Source organism: Aeromonas sp. 600724, assembly GCF_049175135.1.
Classification (GTDB): domain Bacteria; phylum Pseudomonadota; class Gammaproteobacteria; order Enterobacterales; family Aeromonadaceae; genus Aeromonas; species Aeromonas veronii_A.
The window spans coordinates 1-18,509 of record NZ_JAAKUM010000021.1 but is presented as its reverse complement, the minus strand read 5'-3'; the positions used below and the strand labels follow the sequence as shown (position 1 = coordinate 18,509).

The window sequence follows — 18,509 nt, the reverse complement described above, 5'->3', positions numbered from 1 at the left end:
CCGTCATTCACCCGAAAATAGGGTGAAAAACCAACTTAACCCGCTTCATAACGCTTGTCCACGGCTTTATCTGACCAGAACAGTCATACATTTCAACCGGCTATTAACATTCAATGACTTGCCGTAGCGACCATGAGACAAAAGGGAAGGAAGTCGGGGAATGGCCAGCGGATCATTCCGCTGAGGGGAAAAACAGCCACAAAAAAGCCCACCGCTCAGCGGTGGGCTTGATGCCGAATGATGACTCAGTTCTCCTGATCCGGCTCCGCCAACCAGATCTGCTGATCCGGATCGGTCTCTTCACTGACCGAAATGCTGACACCCATATCGAGCAACTCGTGCAGGGTGAGATTGTCAGCCAGGTTCATGACTTCGCCGTTTTCATTGGTAAAGCGCATTTGCTCCGTCCTCTCCTTGGTGGGATCGCCTTTCAGTCTAGTCAACAACGCTCACTTGCGATAACCAGCAACTGGATAAACAGTCGCCGCCATCCAGCTCGCTCAGGCGATCACTCACCTCCTCCGGAAACAGGGTGCGCGCCCAGAGCCGCCGCGACAGAGAGGCCACGCTCTCGTCAGCGCCCGCCGCCAGCCAGCGGGCCAGCTCCCCCGCTACATCGGGGTAGCAAACCGCCCCCGGCGAAGCGCTGTCGAGCCAGGTACGCACCAGATTGGCATCGAGCACATCCATCAGAGTTGCCAGCCCCATCATCTCCAGAGTCTTGCCATTGGTCTGCTGCTCGAACTGGCCGCCGAGGGGCTTGACCAACAGCTTCTTGCCGAGGGTGAGCGCCTCGGAAGCCAGCTCGAAGCCCGCGTTGGAGATGACGCCGCGACAACCGGCAAGCACGGCGATAAACCCGTGCCGCGACGGCGGCTCGAAGCGCAGGTTGCGCCATTGGCTGGGGGTGCGAATGGCGGGGTGAAAGCAGACGAAGCGTTGCTGACCAAAGCGCGACAACAGGGCGGCGATCGCCTCGGTCTGCTCGAACGGCAGATAGACCAGGATCTCGCCATTATCCGGTGCGGTAGCAATGGGGTCGATCACCGGCGGCAGCAAGGGGTGACCGAAGTGAAACCAGTGCAGCCCGAGCGGCTGATCCACAGGAGCAAAGTGGCGCATCAGCTGGCGGCTGACCCCATCCTCCCCCCAGCGCGGGATGGGCCAGTTGAAGCTGGCCTGATGGCTGACGGTGAGGCTCGGCTTGCCATAGCGGCGGGCGGCATGGGCGGTCAACGGCTCAAAATCGCTCACCACCAGATCGTATTCGCTGCAATCGAGAGCCCGCAGATCCCGCCAGAAGGTGAGCGGCGATGCGGCTTGCAGGGTGCGCCACGGAGAAACTCGCCCCTCGTGACTGACAAAAGTGAGGCCGGGAAAGGCGCGGTAGGCGCCAAACTCCTCCATGTCGAAGTAGCGGTCAGCGGGGCGACCGCTAAAGAGATAATCCACCTCGACCCCTGCCGTGCGCAGCGCCCGCGCCAGGGTGCGACTGCGACTGATATGGCCGTTGCCGGTGCCTTGCACCCCAAACAGTATCCTCATGAGTGGCTCCAGCTGAGCGCCAGCACGGCGCAACCGCCACCCAGCAGGGCACCGGCAACCAGATCGCTCAGGTAGTGTACCCCGAGCAGCAACCGGGATGCCCCCACCAGCGCCGCCCAGCCAAACAGCAGGGGCGCCCAGAACGGAAAGCCGGTGGCCAGTATGGTGGCCATCAGAAAAGCGGCGGCGGTGTGGCCGGAGGGGAGGCTGTAACGATCGGAGGGGGTGATAAAGACCGGCAAGCCGACCGGCCGTTGCCGTTTCAGGCTGTTTTTCAGCAGCAGATAGAGGGGCAGTTCGATGGCGAAGGCGAGCAGCGCCAGTCGCACCAGCTCCCGCTCTGCCTCCCCCTGCCACCAGAGCAGGGCGGCCAGCACAGCGTAAAGCGGGCCATCGCCGGTGCGGGAAATGAGACGACTCACCCTCGCCTGCTGCCGGTTGTAGCCGTGAAGCAGGCAGACCCGGCACACCTGCAGGTCCCATTGCTGGATCTTGTTCATATCCCCTCCTTCCCTGAATTCTGCTTGCAGAGTAAGAAAGCTGGATGACGTTACGTTGAACAAGGGATAACAGATTTATGAAAAAAGGGCCGAATGGCCCTTTTTAATCTCGATGTGACGGCAAAATCAGTGGCTGCCGCGCAGACCGGTCTCCATCAGACGGCAGTTGTGGTCCGCCAGACGGGCCATGAAGTGCTCATCCACTTTCAGGCCAAACACCTGCTCGTAGAGATCTTTCATCACGAATGGCTGCCACATCATGCTGAGGAAGGAGATCTTCAGCATGTCGGGATCCAGGTTGTCACCCAGCTCGCCGTTGGACTTCATGGTTTCCAGCAGGGCATCGAACTGCGGCAGCTGACGTTCCAGCAGGCGGTTCAGCACAAAATCCCGGCCCGGGCTCTTCTCGGTCGACAATGCGCTGGAGATGGCAGAGGTCAGCTCGCTGTTGGGCGCCATCACCTGATAGTAGGTATTGAGCAGCTCGTTGAGGCTGTGATTGCTGTGTTCATCTTGCCAGGCATGGTCGAGGGGCTCGGCGACATCGCCCAGCACCGCCTTGTAAAGACCCTCTTTACTGCCGAAGTAGTAGTGGATCATTGCCAGATTGGAGCCAGCAAGCTCCGCGATTTCGCGTGTAGTTACCTTGCTATAGGGAGTATTGAGAAAACGCTCACGGGCGGCAGCAAGTAACTTGTCACGAATGTCAGAACGTCCGACCGGACGACCAGGTCTACGTTTTTCCATTTAACACCTCAGATAATTCAGCCAATGCTGATAAGTCGATCTGGTTGTGCAGAGAATAGAGCACAGCAGGAATGACCAGATAATCGGTCATGGGCCGAATATGGGACAAGGAAATTTGCAATCCTTTACAATCCGATTAAATACGTCAGCAGATTGCCCCTGACCTTCCGTGTTGACACAGCATAAAAATCTCGATATTGGTAAAAGCGTTATCGACTGGAAGGAATAACAACGTCATGCGTATCGCCACCCCGCTACTACTAATCTCCCTAATCGCGTTAACTCGCGCGGGATCCTTGTAGCCGGGCTAAGGCATAGCCGGAATTTACAAAAACCCGTGCACCCTGCACGGGTTTTTTTATGCCGCCGCAGGATGCACGTTACCGAACTTAGGAAGAGGGAAGTCACATGTCAGATCGGGTCATCATATTCGACACCACCTTGCGTGATGGTGAGCAGGCCCTGGCGGCCAGTTTGACAGTCAAGGAGAAGCTGCAGATAGCCCAGGCGCTGGAGCGGCTCGGTGTCGACGTCATGGAGGTGGGCTTCCCGGTCTCTTCTCCCGGCGATTTTCAATCGGTGCAGACCATCGCCCGCCACATCAAGAACAGCCGAGTCTGCGCCCTCGCCCGCGCCCTGCCAAAAGATATCGATGCCGCCGGTGAAGCCTTGCGGGTCGCCGAGGCGTTTCGCATCCACACCTTTATCTCCACCTCCTCCATCCATGTGGAGAGCAAGCTGAAAAAGAGCTTCGAAGACGTGCTGGAGATGGGGGTCGGCGCCATCAAGCACGCCTTGCGCTACACCGATGACGTGGAGTTCTCCTGCGAGGATGCCGGCCGCACCCCGATAGACAACCTGTGCCGCATGGTGGAAGCCGCCATCAAGGCGGGCGCCCGCACCATCAATATCCCGGATACCGTGGGCTACACGGTACCGACCGAGTTCTCCGGCATCATCCACACCCTGTTCAACCGGGTGCCCAACATCGACAAGGCCATCATCTCGGTCCACTGCCACGACGATCTGGGGCTCTCGGTGGCCAACTCCATCGGCGCGGTGCAGATGGGGGCACGCCAGATCGAGTGCACCATCAACGGCATCGGCGAACGGGCGGGCAACTGCTCGCTGGAAGAGGTGGCGATGATCCTCAAAACCCGCGCCGACCTGCTCGGGGTACAAACCAATATCCGCCACAGCGAAATTCATCGCACCAGCACGCTGGTCAGCCAGCTCTGCAACATGCCGGTGCAACCCAACAAGGCGATCGTCGGTGCCAACGCCTTCTCCCACAGCTCCGGCATCCATCAGGATGGGGTGCTCAAGGCGAAAAATACCTACGAAATCATAACTCCCGAGAGCATTGGCCTGACCCAGAACAACCTCAACATGACCTCCCGCTCCGGCCGCCACGTTATCAAGCACCGGATGGAGTCTATGGGTTATGCCGAGAGCAGCTACGACCTCGACCACCTCTACGGCAAGTTCCTGACCCTGGCCGACAAGAAGGGGCAGGTGTTCGACTACGACCTCGAAGCGCTGGCCTTCTTCAGCCAGATCCACGAAGAGCCCGAGCACTTCAAACTGGAGTACCTCGGGGTGCAGAGCGGCAGCTCGGTACTGGCCACCGCCTCGGTCAAATTGAAGGTGGGACAGGATCTGATCTGCGAAGCGGCTACCGGCAACGGCCCGGTGGATGCGGTCTACCAGTGCATCAACCGCATCACCGGCTATGAGATCCGCATCGACAAATATGCCCTCAAGAGCAAGGGTGAAGGGGAAGATGCCCTCGGTCAGGTCGATATCGTCGCCGAGTACAAGGGGCGCAAATTCCACGGCATGGGGCTGGCCACCGACATCATCGAATCCTCGGCCCACGCCCTGCTCCATGTGATCAACAGCATCTGGCGCGCCGATCAGGTGGCCGAGCAGATGGAACGCAATAACAGCATCAAATCAGAAACCGTCTGAGCCGAACTCGATACCAAACAGACGGAATGGAATGACAGCATCAAATCGGAAACCGTCTGAGCAGGACTCGCAGCCACACAGACGGCATGGAATGACAACATCAGGACGGGGAACGTCTGAACCGGCAACCGCGCGCAGCGTCGGCGAAACCGGACAGAGGGATCTCAAAGACAATATCAGGATGGAGAGTGTATGAGCAGTTATCGGATCGCAGTATTGCCGGGTGACGGCATTGGCCCGGAAGTGATGGCCGAAGCCGTCAAGGTGCTGGAGAAGGTGCAGGCCAGGTTCGGCCTCGCCTTCGAGTATGATCGCCATGACGTGGGCGGTATTGCCATCGACAACCACGGCACCCCGCTGCCGCAAAGCACCATCAAAGGCTGTGAAGCGGCCGATGCTGTGCTGTTTGGCTCGGTGGGCGGCCCGAAATGGGAACACTTGCCCCCCAACGATCAGCCTGAGCGTGGCGCCCTGCTGCCCCTGCGTGCCCACTTCAAGCTGTTCTGCAACCTGCGTCCGGCCCGCATCTACACCGGTCTGGAGCAGTTCTCCCCGCTGCGCGCCGATATCTCCGATCGCGGTTTTGACATCGCCTGCGTGCGCGAGCTGACCGGTGGCATCTACTTCGGCCAGCCCAAGGGGCGTGAGGGCGAAGGGGCGAACGAGAAGGCATTCGACACCGAGGTGTACCATCGCTTCGAGATTGAGCGCATCGCCAAGATTGCCTTTGAGTCGGCTCGTGTGCGCCGTGGCAAGGTCACCTCCATCGACAAGGCCAATGTGCTCGCCTCTTCCATTCTGTGGCGCGAGGTGGTGACGCAAGTCGCCAAGTCCTATCCGGACGTAACCCTCAACCATATGTATATCGACAACGCCACCATGCAGCTCATCAAGGATCCGTCCCAGTTCGATGTGCTGCTCTGCTCCAACCTGTTCGGTGACATCCTCTCCGACGAGTGCGCCATGATCACCGGTTCCATGGGACTGCTCCCCTCCGCCAGCCTCAACGAATCGGGTTTCGGCCTGTTCGAACCGGCCGGTGGTTCGGCCCCGGATATCGCCGGCAAAGGGATTGCCAACCCCATCGCCCAGATCCTCTCCGCCGCCCTGATGTTGCGTTACAGCCTGGGCCAGGAAGCCGCAGCTCAAGCCATCGAGCAGGCCGTGGCCCAGACCCTGGCCGAGGGTTACTTCACCGCCGACCTGCATCAGGCCAGCGCCCGCCACCCGGTGCAGAGCACAGCCACCATGGGCGACCAGATCGCCGCCCGGATCTGAGCCGCATAACAGATAACAAGGAAGAGAGAAGCAATGGCCAAGACCCTCTATCAGAAAGTATTCGACGCCCACGTGGTACGGGAAGTGGAGGGGGAGACCCCCCTCATCTACATCGACCGCCATCTGGTACATGAAGTGACCAGCCCGCAGGCATTCGACGGCCTGCGCGCCATGAACCGCCAGCTGCGCCGCCCGGACCTGACCTGGGCCACCATGGATCACAACGTCTCCACCACCACCAAGGACATCGCCGCCTCCGGCGAGATGGCCCGCATCCAGATGGAAACGCTGGCGGACAACTGCAAAGAGTTCGGGGTTCGCCTCTACGATCTGAACCACAAATATCAGGGCATAGTCCATGTGATGGGCCCCGAGCTCGGCATCACCCTGCCCGGCACCACCATCGTCTGCGGTGACTCTCACACCGCCACCCACGGCGCCTTCGGCTCGCTGGCGTTCGGCATCGGCACTTCCGAAGTGGAACATGTGATGGCGACCCAGACCCTGAAACAGGGGCGCGCCAAGACCATGCGCATTTCGGTCAACGGCAAGCTGGCCGAGGGCATCAGTGCCAAGGACGTGGTGTTGGCCATTATCGGCAAGGTCGGCCATGCCGGTGGTACCGGCTATGTGGTGGAGTTCGCTGGCGAGGCCATTGCGGGCCTCTCCATGGAAGGGCGGATGACGGTGTGCAACATGGCCATCGAGCTCGGCGCCAAGGCGGGCATGATAGCCCCCGACCAGACCACCATCGACTACATTCGCGGCAAGGAGTTCGCCCCCAAAGGCGAGGCGCTGGAGCAGGCCATCGCCTACTGGCAGAGCCTCAAGAGCGATGAAGGTGCCCGTTTCGATGCCGAAGTGGTGCTGGACGCCGCTGATATCGCCCCGCAGGTCACCTGGGGGACCAATCCGGGTCAGGTGATTGCCGTCAATGAGCCGATTCCGGCACCGGAATCCTTCAGCGATCTGATGGAGCAGCAGTCCGCCCGCAAGGCGCTCGCCTACATGGACTTGCAACCGGGCCAGAAGCTCTCCGACGTCGCCATCGACAAGGTGTTTATCGGGTCGTGCACCAACAGCCGCATCGAGGATCTGCGTGCTGCCGCCGCCATCGCCCGCGGTCGCAAGGTGGCCGCTGGCGTGCAGGCGCTGGTGGTGCCTGGCTCCGAGCAGGTGAAGGCACAAGCCGAAGCCGAGGGGCTGGACAAGATCTTCATCGAGGCCGGTTTTGAGTGGCGCCTGCCCGGCTGCTCCATGTGTCTGGCCATGAACAACGACCGGCTGCAACCGGGAGAGCGCTGCGCCTCCACCAGCAACCGCAACTTCGAAGGGCGTCAGGGCCGCGCCGGCCGCACCCATCTGGTCAGCCCGGCCATGGCCGCCGCTGCCGCCGTCACCGGCCGCTTCGCCGACATTCGCGCACTGTAAGAGGACATTTCGATGACAGGATTCAAACAGCATAAAGGGATCGTCGCCCCCCTCGACAGCGCCAACGTCGACACCGACGCCATCATTCCCAAGCAGTTTTTGCAGAAGGTCAACCGCATCGGTTTTGGCAAGCACCTGTTCCACGACTGGCGCTTTCTGGACGATGCCGGCCAGCAGCCAAACCCCGAGTTCGTACTCAACCAGCCGCAATTCGCCGGTGCCAGCATCCTGCTGGCGCGGGAGAACTTCGGCTGCGGCTCGAGTCGCGAGCACGCCCCCTGGGCGCTGGCCGACTACGGCTTCAAGACCATCATAGCCCCGAGCTTTGCCGATATTTTCTACGGCAACGCTATCAACAACGGCATGGTGCCGGTGCGTCTGAAGGAGGAGGAGGTCGACGCCCTGTTCCAGCTGGTCGCCGCCCAGCCGGGCATCCAGATCGAAGTGGATCTGGAAGCGAATCAGGTACGTGCAGGTAGCCTCAGCTTCGGTTTCGAGATCGACGAATTCCGCCGTTATTGCCTGCTCAACGGCTTGGATGCCATCGGCCTGACCCTGCAGCACGAGGCCGCCATCAGCGCCTTTGAGGCAAAGCAGCCGAGCTGGATTTAATCAGCCAGTTGCAAAAAACGAGTAGAATCAACAGGGAGCTTCGGCTCCCTGTTTTACTGTCCGCGACGCTTCCCACTTTGGACCACCGGAACTGGCCCGTGCCACAGGAAAGGATGATGAAGAGACCGACGGCAATTCCTCTGCTCTGTGCCCTGCTGATTGCCCTGCCTGCGGGGGCCAGCCAAACCAGCTTCAACAACAGCCTCGGCCAGATCAGCGTCGGCTGGCAGGATAGCGAAGGCAAATCCCAACAGCTCACCTACCGGCTCGAACAGGGCAAGTTGCCGCCTCTCATCGCCTATCGCCCGGCCAGAATGCAGGAGGAGGTATTGCAGGTATTGCTGCGGGAGGTGCGCCAGAACTACCCCGAGGTGCAGTTCACCCTCTCCCGCCCCTCGCTGGAGCTGCATCTGAAAAGCCGCAATCAGGACAAGGCACGCGAGGCGATGGCCTTTCTGCAGTCCAAGCGAAGCAAAGAGGAGCAGGCGTGGCTGACCAAACACTACTTCCAGTACTTCAACACCCCCGACGGGCAGCTGGCGGTGAAGCAAGATCATGTGCGCATCGCGCTGGAGAGTCGCAGCGGGCTGGCTCCGCTGGCGGATCAGCTCAAACAGCAGGGCAGTACCGAAACAGAAGCGCGCCAGAAAACCGTGGCCCATATGCTCACCTTTATCCAGAGCATCCCCTATCAGCAGCTCGACAGCCTGAATGGAAGACAGGGCAAGGGCTTCCTCCCGCCCCGTCAGGTACTGGAACAGAACCGGGGTGATTGCGACAGCAAGGTAACCCTGATGGCCGCCATGCTGGCCCAGCTCTTTCCCGAGCTGAAACAGGCCATGGTGTTCGTCCCCGGCCATGCCCTGCTGGCTGTTGACCTGCCCGCCAAGCCGGGGGATGCGACCCTCAACTGGCAGGGGCAAAACTACCTGCTGCTCGAACCCACAGGCCCCGCCACCTTGCCTGCGGGCCAAATAGCTTCGACCAGCAAAACGCTGGTCGATAGCAAGCAGTTGAGTGTGCAACCGGTTCAGGAAAAAGGCTAACCCCCTCCCTCTGCCGATGAGGAGAGAGGATTAACCCTGAGGCAGAAACTCCACCGCCAGCAGCAACCCGCTCTCCTCCTCCAGCACTCGGATAATACGGGCATGGGCTTCAAAGGGGGGCAACAGGTTGTTGTTGGTGGCAAGACTGATCCGGATGGGCTGATTGATGTCGAGCTGGTGTTCAGAGACCGCAATCCCCATGCCGTTGGCACTGAGATCCCGGCAGATCCCCTCCAGCACCAGCTGCTGCTGATAGACGGTGACCGGAGCATTGATGACCATGCGCGCAAAGGCACGCCTTTCCTTGGTATTGGTAAGCACGCGAACATCCTCTGTTGGGTGGGCGTCATCTCATGGGTATTGCACAATTGTGCTGGTCTACCCAAAAGAACGTTAATACAATGCGGTTCGTTTCTCAAACGGGGTGCGGTTTACCGCTGAGATTATACCCGTGTACCTGATCCAGATAATGCTGGCGGAGGAATTTGAGGCATGGCGCTCATTTTTTGCGCCCTCACCCGCTGGCACCTCGTTATTAACAAGTAATAGGGAGTGCCACCCATGAAGACCCTGCTGCTGGTCACCACCTGCCTGCTGTCGGCCAATGTGTTCGCCGCTGACACCCTCACCGTCTACACCTACAGCTCTTTCACTGCCGAGTGGGGTCCGGGGCCCAAGATCAAACAGGCCTTCGAGAAAGAGTGCGGCTGCACCCTCAATCTGGTTCCCCTCGAAGATGGGGTCGCCATCCTCAACCGGCTGCGGCTGGAGGGCAACCACAGCAAGGCTGATCTGGTGCTGGGGCTCGACGATGCCCTCATCAGCGAAGCCAAGCAGAGCGGTCTGTTCGCCCCCCATCCCGCCAAGCTGGATGGCATCAAGGTGCCGGGTGGCTGGCAGGATGACACCTTCGTCCCCTACGACTACGGCTACTTTGCCTTCGTCTATGACAAAGACAAACTCAAGCAGCCGCCCAAGAGCCTGAAAGAGCTGGTGGAGCGTCCCGACCTCAAGGTGATCTATCAGGATCCCCGCACCTCCACCCCGGGGCAGGGGCTGATGCTGTGGATGAAGTCTGTCTACGGCGACAAGGCGCCTGCCGCCTGGGCCGAGCTTGCCAAAAAGACGGTCACCGTCACCAAGGGGTGGTCAGAGGCTTATGGCATGTTCCTCGATGGCGAAGCGGACATGGTGCTCTCCTACACCACCTCTCCGGCCTATCACCTGATTGCCGAGAACAAGCCCCAGTATCAGGCTGCGGCGTTTGAAGAGGGCCACTACCGTCAGGTGGAAGTGGCCGCCAAGCTGAAGAGCGCCAAACAGGAGAAGCTGGCTGACCAGTTCCTGCAATTTATGGTGAGCCCCGCCTTCCAGAATGAGATCCCGACCGGCAACTGGATGTATCCGGTGATCGATACCCAACTGCAAAAAGGTTTCGAGCAGATGATCACTGTAGCCAAGCCGCTCGCCTTCAGCAGCGATGAGGTGGCCGCCAATCGCAAAGGGTGGATCCGCGAGTGGCTGCAAGCCGTCACCCAGTGAGCCGTTATCTGAAACCACAGGCTCGTCCCCTCTGGTGGCTGCCGGGCAGTGCAGCCACCCTGTTGATCCTGCTGTTATCCCTCGGGCCGCTCGCGGCCCTGCTGTGGCAGGCCGGTTCGCTGGCACCCCGCACCCTGTTCGCAGATCCTTATCTGCGTCATGTGCTGGGCTTCAGTCTGGGGCAGGCACTGCTCTCCACCTTGCTGAGCCTGGGGCTGGCCATTCCGGTGGCCCGTGCATTGGCGCGGCGCCGTTTCATTGGCCGAACCCTGCTGATCAAGCTATTTGGCCTCTCGCTGGTGCTGCCGGTCATCATCGCCATCTTCGGCATAGTAGCGGTACACGGCAAACAGGGGTGGCTGCCGCAGCTGCTGCGCACCTTGGGGCTGGATCCCGGCAATTATCTCTACGGCCTGTTCGGTATCCTGCTGGCCCACGTCTTCTTCAATATGCCGCTGGCGGCACGCCTGATGCTGCAGAGCATAGAGAGCATCCCCGAATCGAGCTGGCGCCTTGCCAGCCAGCTCGGCATGCGCTCATCCCATATCTTCCGGCTGCTGGAGTGGCCTCTTATTCGCGGCATATTGCCGGGGCTGGCCAGCCTCATCTTTATGCTCTGCTTCACCAGCTTCACCACAGTGCTGGCGCTGGGAGGCGGGCCGAAATCCACCACGCTGGAGGTGGCCGTCTATCAGGCGCTGCGCTTTGACTTCGATCTCGCCACCGCAGGCGGACTGGCGCTGGTTCAGCTGATCCTGACCGCCGCCCTGCTCGCCCTGCAGCACAAGCTGCAGAGCACCCCGGCCAGCAGGGTGACACCCCGTCGTCCCTGCCTGCGGCCGGATCGCCATCAGCCGGGCACGGCCGTGGTGGATCTCTTCTCGCTCTGTATCGGCCTCGCCATCTTTCTGCCGCCGCTGCTGGCCATCGTCGTCGCCGGCCTCCACCCCGGCCTGCTGATGGCACTCACTTCCGCCAAGCTGTGGCAGGCGAGCGGCCAGTCGCTGTTGATTGCATTGGCAGCCGGTGCCTTGGCCACCCTGCTCGGTGGCGCACTGCTGCTCACCAGCCGTCATCTGCGGGTACGGGTTCGCAAGCGACGGGCTGCCGCCCTGTGGGAAGCCAGCGGCTCGGTGATCCTGATGATCCCGGCAGTGGTGCTCTCTACCGGCCTGTTCATCCTGTTTATGCCCTTTGCCGACGTGTTCGCCCTCGGCCCCTGGCTGGTGGTGCTGGTCAACGCCCTGATGGCGCTACCCTATGTGCTTCGCACCCTCTCCGCCCCCATGCAGCTGGTGGTGCGCCAGTATGACCGGCTGGCGGACAGCCTGGGGGTACGTGGCCTGCATCGCCTGCGGCTGGTGGAGTGGCCGCTGCTGCGCCGTCCGCTGGCACTGGCGATGGCGCTGTCGATGATCCTCTCGCTGGGGGATCTTGGTGCCATCGCCATGTTTGGCAGCCAGGAGCTCACCACCCTGCCCTGGCTGCTCTACCAGCAGCTCGGCAGTTACCGGCTGACCGAAGCGGCCGCCACCGCCCTGCTGCTGCTGACACTCTGTTTCTCCCTGTTCTGGCTGGTGGAACGGGGACTTGGAGGAAAACATGCTGAACATTGATACGCTGGTGACCAGCTACCCCGACTGGCGCGTCAGCTTCAGCGCGAAGCTGCCCAAAGGGGAGATCACCGCGCTGATTGGCCCAAGCGGCGCAGGCAAATCGACCCTGCTCGGGATGATCGCCGGATTCGTGCCGGTGGAGTCGGGCAGCCTCAGCTTCGATGGCGAAGATCTGTTGCCGCTGGGCCCGGCCGAGCGGCCAGTCACCACCCTGTTTCAGGATCACAACCTGTTCCTGCACCTGTCGGTGTTCGACAATATCGCCATCGGCTTGCACCCGGGTCTGCGCCTGAGTGCCGCCCAGCGGGCACAGGTGATCGATGCAGCCGAGCGGGTTGGTCTTGGCGAGATGCTAAACCGTCTGCCGGAGCAGCTCTCCGGCGGCCAGCAGCAGCGGGTCGCGCTGGCTCGCGCGCTGGTGCGCGGCAAACCGCTGCTGCTGCTGGATGAGCCCTTCTCTGCCCTCGATCCCGCCCTGCGCCGGGAGATGCTGGCGGAAGTGGCGAGGCTAGCCTGCGAGCAAGGCATTACCGTACTGATGGTCTCCCACAATCCTGAAGATGCCCAGCTGATTGCCGATCAGGTGCTGTTTGTCGACGAGGGACGCATCGCCCTGCAAGGCAAGCCGGATATTCTGCAAAATAGCGACCACCCGGGGCTGCTGCGCTACCTTGGACAGTGACCCAAGGACACTGAACTGGTGACGGGATCAAAAAAGGGAAGCCAAGTGGCTTCCCTTTTTCATATGAAGATAGTCAGCTAAATCAGAGGTTTTCCTCGGCAAAGGATGCCAATCTGCTACGCACCACGCCATTGAGGAAGATGTTGGCACTGCCGTCAAAATCCTTGAAACGCTCGACGATGTAGGTGAGACCCGAGGTCACCGGGCTCAGATAGTTGGAGTCGATCTGGGCCAGGTTACCGGAGCAGACGATCTTGGTGCCTTCGCCGCAGCGGGTGATGATGGTCTTGATCTGGGATGCGGTCAGGTTCTGGCATTCATCCAGCAATACGAAGGTGTTCTGGATGCTGCGCCCGCGCATGAAGTTGACCGATTTGAACTGGATATTGGCCTTCTCCATGATGTAGCTGAGCGAGCCGCTCATGTTCTCGTCCTGCTTGTGCAGCACCTCCAGGGTGTCGGTCACCGCCGCCAACCAGGGCATCATCTTCTCCTCTTCGGTGCCGGGCAGGAAGCCGATGCTTTCGGCAATTTCCGGGGTATTACGGGTGACGATCACCTTCTCGTAAATGCCCTTCTCAATCACCAGCTCCAGCGCAGCAGCCATGGCCAGCAAGGTTTTGCCGCAACCCGCCGGGCCGGTCAGGATCACCAGATCGATGTGCGGATCGAGCAGTGCATCCAGCGCCATCCCCTGATAGACATTCTTGGGATGGACACCCCACGCCTTGCGGGACATCAGCCGCTCGCGGCCCAGATCCTTGATGCGGATCTTGCTGCCATCGTGGCTGAGCACCCGGGCGGCGAAGAAATTCTCTTCATCCACCAGATACTGGTTTACGTGAACCCCTTCCAGCAGATTGGCATCGATCACATGGATGGTGTCGCGGCCGTGGGTCTCGCTCTCGCACTTGCCAACCCGCTCCCAGAAGCTGCCGGGCACCACCTGAAAACCCTTGGCCAGCAGGCGGATATCGTCGATCAGCTGGTCGCTGCGGTAATCTTCAACGTGAGCAAGCCCGGCCCCCTTGGCCTTGAGGCGCATGTTGATGTCTTTGGTGACCAGCACCACCTGACGCTTCAACTCGTGCTTTTGCAGATAGAGGGCCGCGTTGATGATGCGGTTGTCGGCCTCCTTGTCGGTAAACACCTCGGCATCCTGCGGCAGATGGTGATCGCTGAAGATGCAGATATGGCCGCTCGCCTCGCCGGCCAGCGGCACGCCCTGGGTGATCTGATCCGGGGTTGCATCGCGGAACACATCTTCCAGCGCACGAATGGCCACCCGCGCATCGCGGCTGACATCCTTGTGGCGATCCTTGATGTTATCGAGCTCTTCCAGCACCGTCATGGGGATGAGCACGTCGTGCTCTTTGAAGGAGTAGATAGCGAGGGGTTCGTGAAGCAGAACGTTGGTATCCAGGATAAACAGCTTTCGGTCCGTATTGTCCATAAGCATCCTCCTTGGCACTGAAGGGCCACGTGTGTGAATCTCGGATGTCATTGAAACCACACGGCCGTGACAGTTTTATTACCCTCAACGCTACGCCCGATTTTACTATCGCGCAACAAATCACTTGGCCGCCTGATTTGATTGCGCATAAAAACAGCAATACAAAGACCGGCACTGTGGCCGGTCTTTTTTCTATCGTTCAACTACTTGGGCATGTTTGTCAGCCGCACTTGGAGTCGCCACAGTTGAGGCAGGTCATGCAGCCATCCTTCAGCACCAGCGCCTTGGTGTGGCACTTGTAGCAGAGCGCGGCATTGGCCGGGAAACCACTGCCAGTCTGTTGCTCTTCAGCCTCCTGAGCCGCCTTCAACTCGGCCTGCTTCTCGGCCAGAAACGCCTGCTGATGCTCGTCCAACCCCGGCGCCTTGAGCATGCCTATCTCGGTGAGATGGCTCTCGATCACGTTGCCAATTTCGGCGATCAGCGATGGAACGTACTTGCCCTTGTTCCAGTATCCGCCCTTGGGATCAAACACCGAGCGCAGCTCCTCCACCAGGAAGGTGACATCCCCACCCTTGCGGAATACCGCCGAGATGATGCGGGTTAGCGCCACGATCCACTGATAGTGCTCCAGGCTCTTTGAGTTGATGAAAATCTCGAACGGACGGCGAGTTTCGTGAACCGTGCCCTCGTTGAGAATGATGTCGTTGATGGTGATGAACAGTGAGTGCTCGGAGACATGCTCCGGCGTCTTCAACTTGTAGGTGGTGCCCATCAGCCGCTCCGGGCGCAGCACGGTTTCGTGCATATGCACCACGTCATCCTGCACAGAGAGATCTTCTTGCGGCTCATCCTTGGTACGCACCTTGTAGGCGACGATTTTCTTGTCGATCTTCTTGACCATAATGTCGTTCTCAGAATTTACCGTAATAGCCTTCTTTCAAGGCGTCGTAGAGGTTGGCGGCCGTATGCAGCTCGCCATCGTATTCGATCTCTTCGTTCCCCTTGACGGAGATGACGGAGCCATCTTCCAGGGTGAAATCGTACAGGGTGTTCTCCAGATCCTTCTCCTTCACCAGCACGCCCTGGAAGGCCTCCGGATTGAAGCGGAAGGTGGTGCAGCCCTTGAGGCCAGAATCCGAGGCATACATGTAGATGTCCTTGAACTGCTCGAACGGGAAATCGGTTGGCACGTTGGCAGTCTTGGAGATGGAGGAGTCGATCCAGCGCTGGGCCGCAGCCTGAATGTCCACATGCTGCGCCGGGGTGATGTCATCAGCAGTAATGAAGTAGTCCGGCAGACGGCTCGCCTCATCATCGGCATAGGGCATGGCGGACGGATTAACCAGCTCACGATAGGCCAGCAGCTCGAAGGAGTAGACATCCACGCTCTCCTTGCTCTTCTTGCCCGGCTTGATGACGTTGCGGCTGTAGTGGTGGGCAAAGCTCGGCTCGATACCGTTGCTGGCGTTGTTGGCCAGTGACAGCGAGATGGTGCCGGTCGGCGCAATACTGCTGTGGTGAGTGAAACGCCCACCCACTTCGGCCAGCTCGGCGACCAGCGCAGGATCCACTTCGGCAACCTGCTGCATGTAGCGGCTGTAGCGCGCATGCAGCACCTTGCCCTTCACCTTGTCGCCCACCTTGATGCCATCAGCCGCCATTTCCGGGCGCAGACGCAGCATCTTGCCGGTCACTTCGAACTCCTGCTCCATGATGGGGGCTGGGCCCTTCTCCTTGGCAAGACGCAAGGACTCCTGCCAGCCGGTCATCGCCAGCTCCTGGGATACCTGCTCGGTAAAGGCTACGGATGCCGCAGAGCCGTACTTGATCTGCAGCATGGTGAGGGTCGAACCAAGACCCAGGAAACCCATGCCATGCCGACGCTTGGCTGTGATCTCCTCGCGCTGTTTGGCCAGTGGCAGTTGGTTGATCTCCACCACGTTGTCGAGCATGCGAGTAAAGATGGCTACCACCTTGCGAAACGCCTGCCAATCGAATGCCGCGTTTTCAGTAAAAGGGTCGCGCACAAACTTGGTCAGATTGACCGAGCCCAGCAGACAGGCACCGTAGGGCGGCAACGGCTGCTCACCACAGGGGTTGGTCGCGCGGATCTCTTCACAGAACCAGTTGTTGTTCATCTGGTTGACCTTGTCGATCAGGATGAAGCCGGGCTCTGCATAGTCATAGGTGGAGGTCATGATGACATTCCACAGCTTGCGGGCGGGCATGGTCTTGTAGACCTTGCAGGCGACCTGCCCCAACTCGTTGAATACAACCCCTTCCTTGTTGGGCCAGTCGGCCCAGAGCACCTGAGCGAGATCGTCCAGCGCAATGCCATCCTGCTCCACCTCTTTGGCGGTATAGGGGAAGATCAGCGACCAGGGGGCATCCTCTTTCACCGCCTTGACGAAATCTTCGGTGATGAGCAGGGAGAGGTTGAACTGACGCAGGCGGCCATCTTCACGCTTGGCCTGTATAAACTCGATCACATCGGGATGGCGGATATCCATGGTGCCCATCTGGGCGCCGCGACGGCCACCGGCTGACGAGACGGTGAAACACATCTTGTCATAGATATCCATGAAGGAGAGCGGGCCGGAGGTGTAAGCACCGGCACCGGAGACAAAGGCACCCCGCGGGCGCAGGGTCGAGAAGTCATAGCCGATACCGCACCCGGCTTTCAGGGTCAGACCGGCCTCGTGCACCTTGCCAAGGATATCGTCCATCGAATCTTCGATGGTACCGGAAACAGTACAGTTGATGGTTGAAGTGGCAGGCTTGTGCTCAAACGCCCCCGCATTGGAGGTGATGCGGCCCGCCGGAATAGCACCATTGCGCAGCGCCCACAGGAACGGCTCATACCAGGCCTCCGGTTCCAGCTCCTGCTCTGCCAACGCACGGGCTACCCGCTGGTAAGTCTCATCGATAGAGCTGTCGATGGGAGTGCCATCCTTGCTCTTGAGGCGATACTTGCTATCCCAGATCTCGAGGGACGTTTCCTGCATGGGGATAAGGCGGGAGCCAAGCTCACTCTCCAGCACCGGGTTCGATTTAGCCATTTTCAATCAACCTTATGTGAATGCATTAACATCATGACAACAGCAGAAAACACAACTAATGGTGCCATCTAAAATTAATGGCACAACATATAGTACACCTGATGCCATGAGGGCGCCGATTCTAACCTAAAAAAATGCCCCGGCCAGCAGATTTCTGGGCCAGGGCACTTAACTGATTAATTTGCTGAGAGATTTAACACTCAGAGATAGATCAGGGCTTCTTGACGTAAACGGTCGGTGTTTCACCCGCCATATTCAGATAGAACTCGTAGACGCCATCAGCATCTGGTGAGAACTTCATGTCCTCATACTTGGAGCATGGGTTGACCGGCACCGCCTCACCACCCAACACGGCAACACCATCACTCGGGCTCTTATAGCCAAAGTTGGTACCGCAGCTCCAGCCTGAATCAGCAAACTTGAACTTGTAGGGGGCCCACTCTTTCTTGAGGGTGCCTTTGGCCATATAGAGCTTGTCGGCCACCTTGACTACCTTGCTTTCATCAGTGGCCATCCAGTCGTTCATCTCCCCGCGCAGGTAGATGGACTTGCCACCGAAATCGCCGTTGTCTGCCCCAGCCTGCTCTGCACCACCATTGGATGCGCAACCGCCTAATACCAGGGTTCCCGCCGCCAGCATCATCGTTACTGTTCTTTTGAACATGGGTCTATTCCTTAAATTATTGTGATTCCTTGGTCCATCCATGTGGACTGAAGAATTAAACCAGAGTAGGTATCACAAGAAAGGTAGAGGCATCACATTCTGTACTTTTTGTATCCAACACCTTGAACTGGTGAGCAAATATCGAACAGAAAAAGAGGTCTTTTTGGGGCTTTAGAAGGGTAATCAATGAATGACAAGAAGGGGAAAGTCTAATAATCCGGTGACGTGCTGAATTGCAGGCAATAAAAACCCCGCTCGATGAGCGGGGTTTCTTGTATTGGGCGCCTGGCAGTGTCCTACTCTCGCATGGCGAATGCCACACTACCATCGGCGCTACCGCGTTTCACTTCTGAGTTCGGC

At 59.4% G+C, this 18,509-nt stretch carries 17 protein-coding genes and 1 riboswitch; of the genes, 8 read left to right on the top strand and 9 right to left on the bottom strand.

The features are described from left to right. Positions 1–245: 245 nt before the first annotated feature. The 4 genes from G5168_RS18155 to G5168_RS18140 form a co-directional block, all read right to left on the bottom strand. Entirely contained in the window at positions 246–398 is a 153-nt protein-coding gene (locus G5168_RS18155; RefSeq protein WP_005339147.1) for a hypothetical protein, read from the bottom strand. 37 nt (positions 399–435) lie between these two features. After that, entirely contained in the window at positions 436–1,545 is a 1,110-nt protein-coding gene (locus tag G5168_RS18150; protein ID WP_421252548.1) for an MJ1255/VC2487 family glycosyltransferase, read from the bottom strand. Beyond that, on the bottom strand, positions 1,542–2,045 hold the full coding sequence (locus G5168_RS18145) for a phosphatase PAP2 family protein (RefSeq protein ID WP_421252547.1): 504 nt from the start codon (positions 2,043–2,045) through the stop codon (positions 1,542–1,544). The genes G5168_RS18150 and G5168_RS18145 overlap by 4 nt, the downstream gene beginning before the upstream one ends. Positions 2,046–2,171: 126 nt before the next feature. Then, positions 2,172–2,792 (bottom strand): TetR/AcrR family transcriptional regulator, encoded by a 621-nt coding sequence (locus G5168_RS18140; RefSeq protein WP_005349170.1) that lies wholly within the window; start codon positions 2,790–2,792, stop codon positions 2,172–2,174. A gap of 408 nt (positions 2,793–3,200) precedes the next feature. Between G5168_RS18140 and leuA the strand changes: the two genes are divergently transcribed. From leuA to G5168_RS18115, 5 genes are all read left to right on the top strand, one after another. Beyond that, positions 3,201–4,763: a 2-isopropylmalate synthase gene (gene leuA, locus G5168_RS18135; protein ID WP_058057212.1), complete on the top strand. Its 1,563-nt coding sequence runs from the start codon at positions 3,201–3,203 to the stop codon at positions 4,761–4,763. A 192-nt stretch (positions 4,764–4,955) separates the two neighbouring features. After that, the gene (gene leuB / locus G5168_RS18130; RefSeq protein ID WP_421222431.1) at positions 4,956–6,041 is read left to right on the top strand and encodes a 3-isopropylmalate dehydrogenase; all 1,086 of its coding nucleotides are present in this window, start codon (positions 4,956–4,958) and stop codon (positions 6,039–6,041) included. A 33-nt stretch (positions 6,042–6,074) separates the two neighbouring features. After that, complete coding sequence (gene leuC, locus G5168_RS18125; protein ID WP_139399023.1) at positions 6,075–7,472, top strand: 3-isopropylmalate dehydratase large subunit; 1,398 nt, start codon at positions 6,075–6,077, stop codon at positions 7,470–7,472. Positions 7,473–7,484: 12 nt separating this feature from the next. Then, entirely contained in the window at positions 7,485–8,084 is a 600-nt protein-coding gene (gene leuD / locus G5168_RS18120) for a 3-isopropylmalate dehydratase small subunit (protein ID WP_042052494.1), read from the top strand. A gap of 116 nt (positions 8,085–8,200) precedes the next feature. After that, on the top strand, positions 8,201–9,130 hold the full coding sequence (locus G5168_RS18115) for a hypothetical protein (protein ID WP_042052492.1): 930 nt from the start codon (positions 8,201–8,203) through the stop codon (positions 9,128–9,130). 30 nt (positions 9,131–9,160) lie between these two features. Here the strand turns inward: G5168_RS18115 and G5168_RS18110 are convergent, their stop codons facing one another. Continuing rightward, positions 9,161–9,451 carry a PilZ domain-containing protein gene (locus G5168_RS18110; RefSeq protein ID WP_005339160.1) on the bottom strand — a complete coding sequence of 97 codons (291 nt, stop codon included), beginning with the start codon at positions 9,449–9,451 and terminating at the stop codon, positions 9,161–9,163. 89 nt (positions 9,452–9,540) lie between these two features. Continuing rightward, a riboswitch (TPP riboswitch) is annotated at positions 9,541–9,631 on the top strand. Between the two features lie 60 nt (positions 9,632–9,691). On the opposite strand from G5168_RS18110, the gene thiB reads away from it, so the two are divergent. From thiB to thiQ, 3 genes are read left to right on the top strand one after another with little or no spacing between them, the layout of a single operon-like run. Next, on the top strand, positions 9,692–10,672 hold the full coding sequence (gene thiB / locus G5168_RS18105) for a thiamine ABC transporter substrate binding subunit (protein WP_042052491.1): 981 nt from the start codon (positions 9,692–9,694) through the stop codon (positions 10,670–10,672). Then, positions 10,669–12,288, top strand: coding sequence for a thiamine/thiamine pyrophosphate ABC transporter permease (gene thiP / locus G5168_RS18100; RefSeq protein WP_421252555.1), 1,620 nt, complete (start codon positions 10,669–10,671; stop codon positions 12,286–12,288). The genes thiB and thiP overlap by 4 nt, the downstream gene beginning before the upstream one ends. Further along, positions 12,275–12,970: a thiamine ABC transporter ATP-binding protein gene (thiQ, locus tag G5168_RS18095; RefSeq protein ID WP_227341946.1), complete on the top strand. Its 696-nt coding sequence runs from the start codon at positions 12,275–12,277 to the stop codon at positions 12,968–12,970. Before thiP ends, thiQ begins: the two co-directional genes overlap by 14 nt. A gap of 82 nt (positions 12,971–13,052) precedes the next feature. Here thiQ and G5168_RS18090 read toward each other — a convergent pair whose 3' ends face one another. The 4 genes from G5168_RS18090 to G5168_RS18075 form a co-directional block, all read right to left on the bottom strand. Next, a complete protein-coding gene (locus G5168_RS18090) occupies positions 13,053–14,423 on the bottom strand; it encodes a PhoH family protein (protein WP_421252546.1) in 1,371 nt (456 codons plus the stop codon). A 220-nt stretch (positions 14,424–14,643) separates the two neighbouring features. After that, positions 14,644–15,327, bottom strand: coding sequence for an NrdJb (locus G5168_RS18085; protein WP_227341944.1), 684 nt, complete (start codon positions 15,325–15,327; stop codon positions 14,644–14,646). 10 nt (positions 15,328–15,337) lie between these two features. Further along, positions 15,338–17,485, bottom strand: a complete 2,148-nt coding sequence (locus G5168_RS18080; RefSeq protein WP_227341943.1) for an adenosylcobalamin-dependent ribonucleoside-diphosphate reductase — start codon at positions 17,483–17,485, stop codon at positions 15,338–15,340. Positions 17,486–17,696: 211 nt separating this feature from the next. Next, entirely contained in the window at positions 17,697–18,149 is a 453-nt protein-coding gene (locus tag G5168_RS18075) for a pullulanase (RefSeq protein ID WP_031227982.1), read from the bottom strand. Between the last annotated feature and the right edge of the window lie 360 nt (positions 18,150–18,509).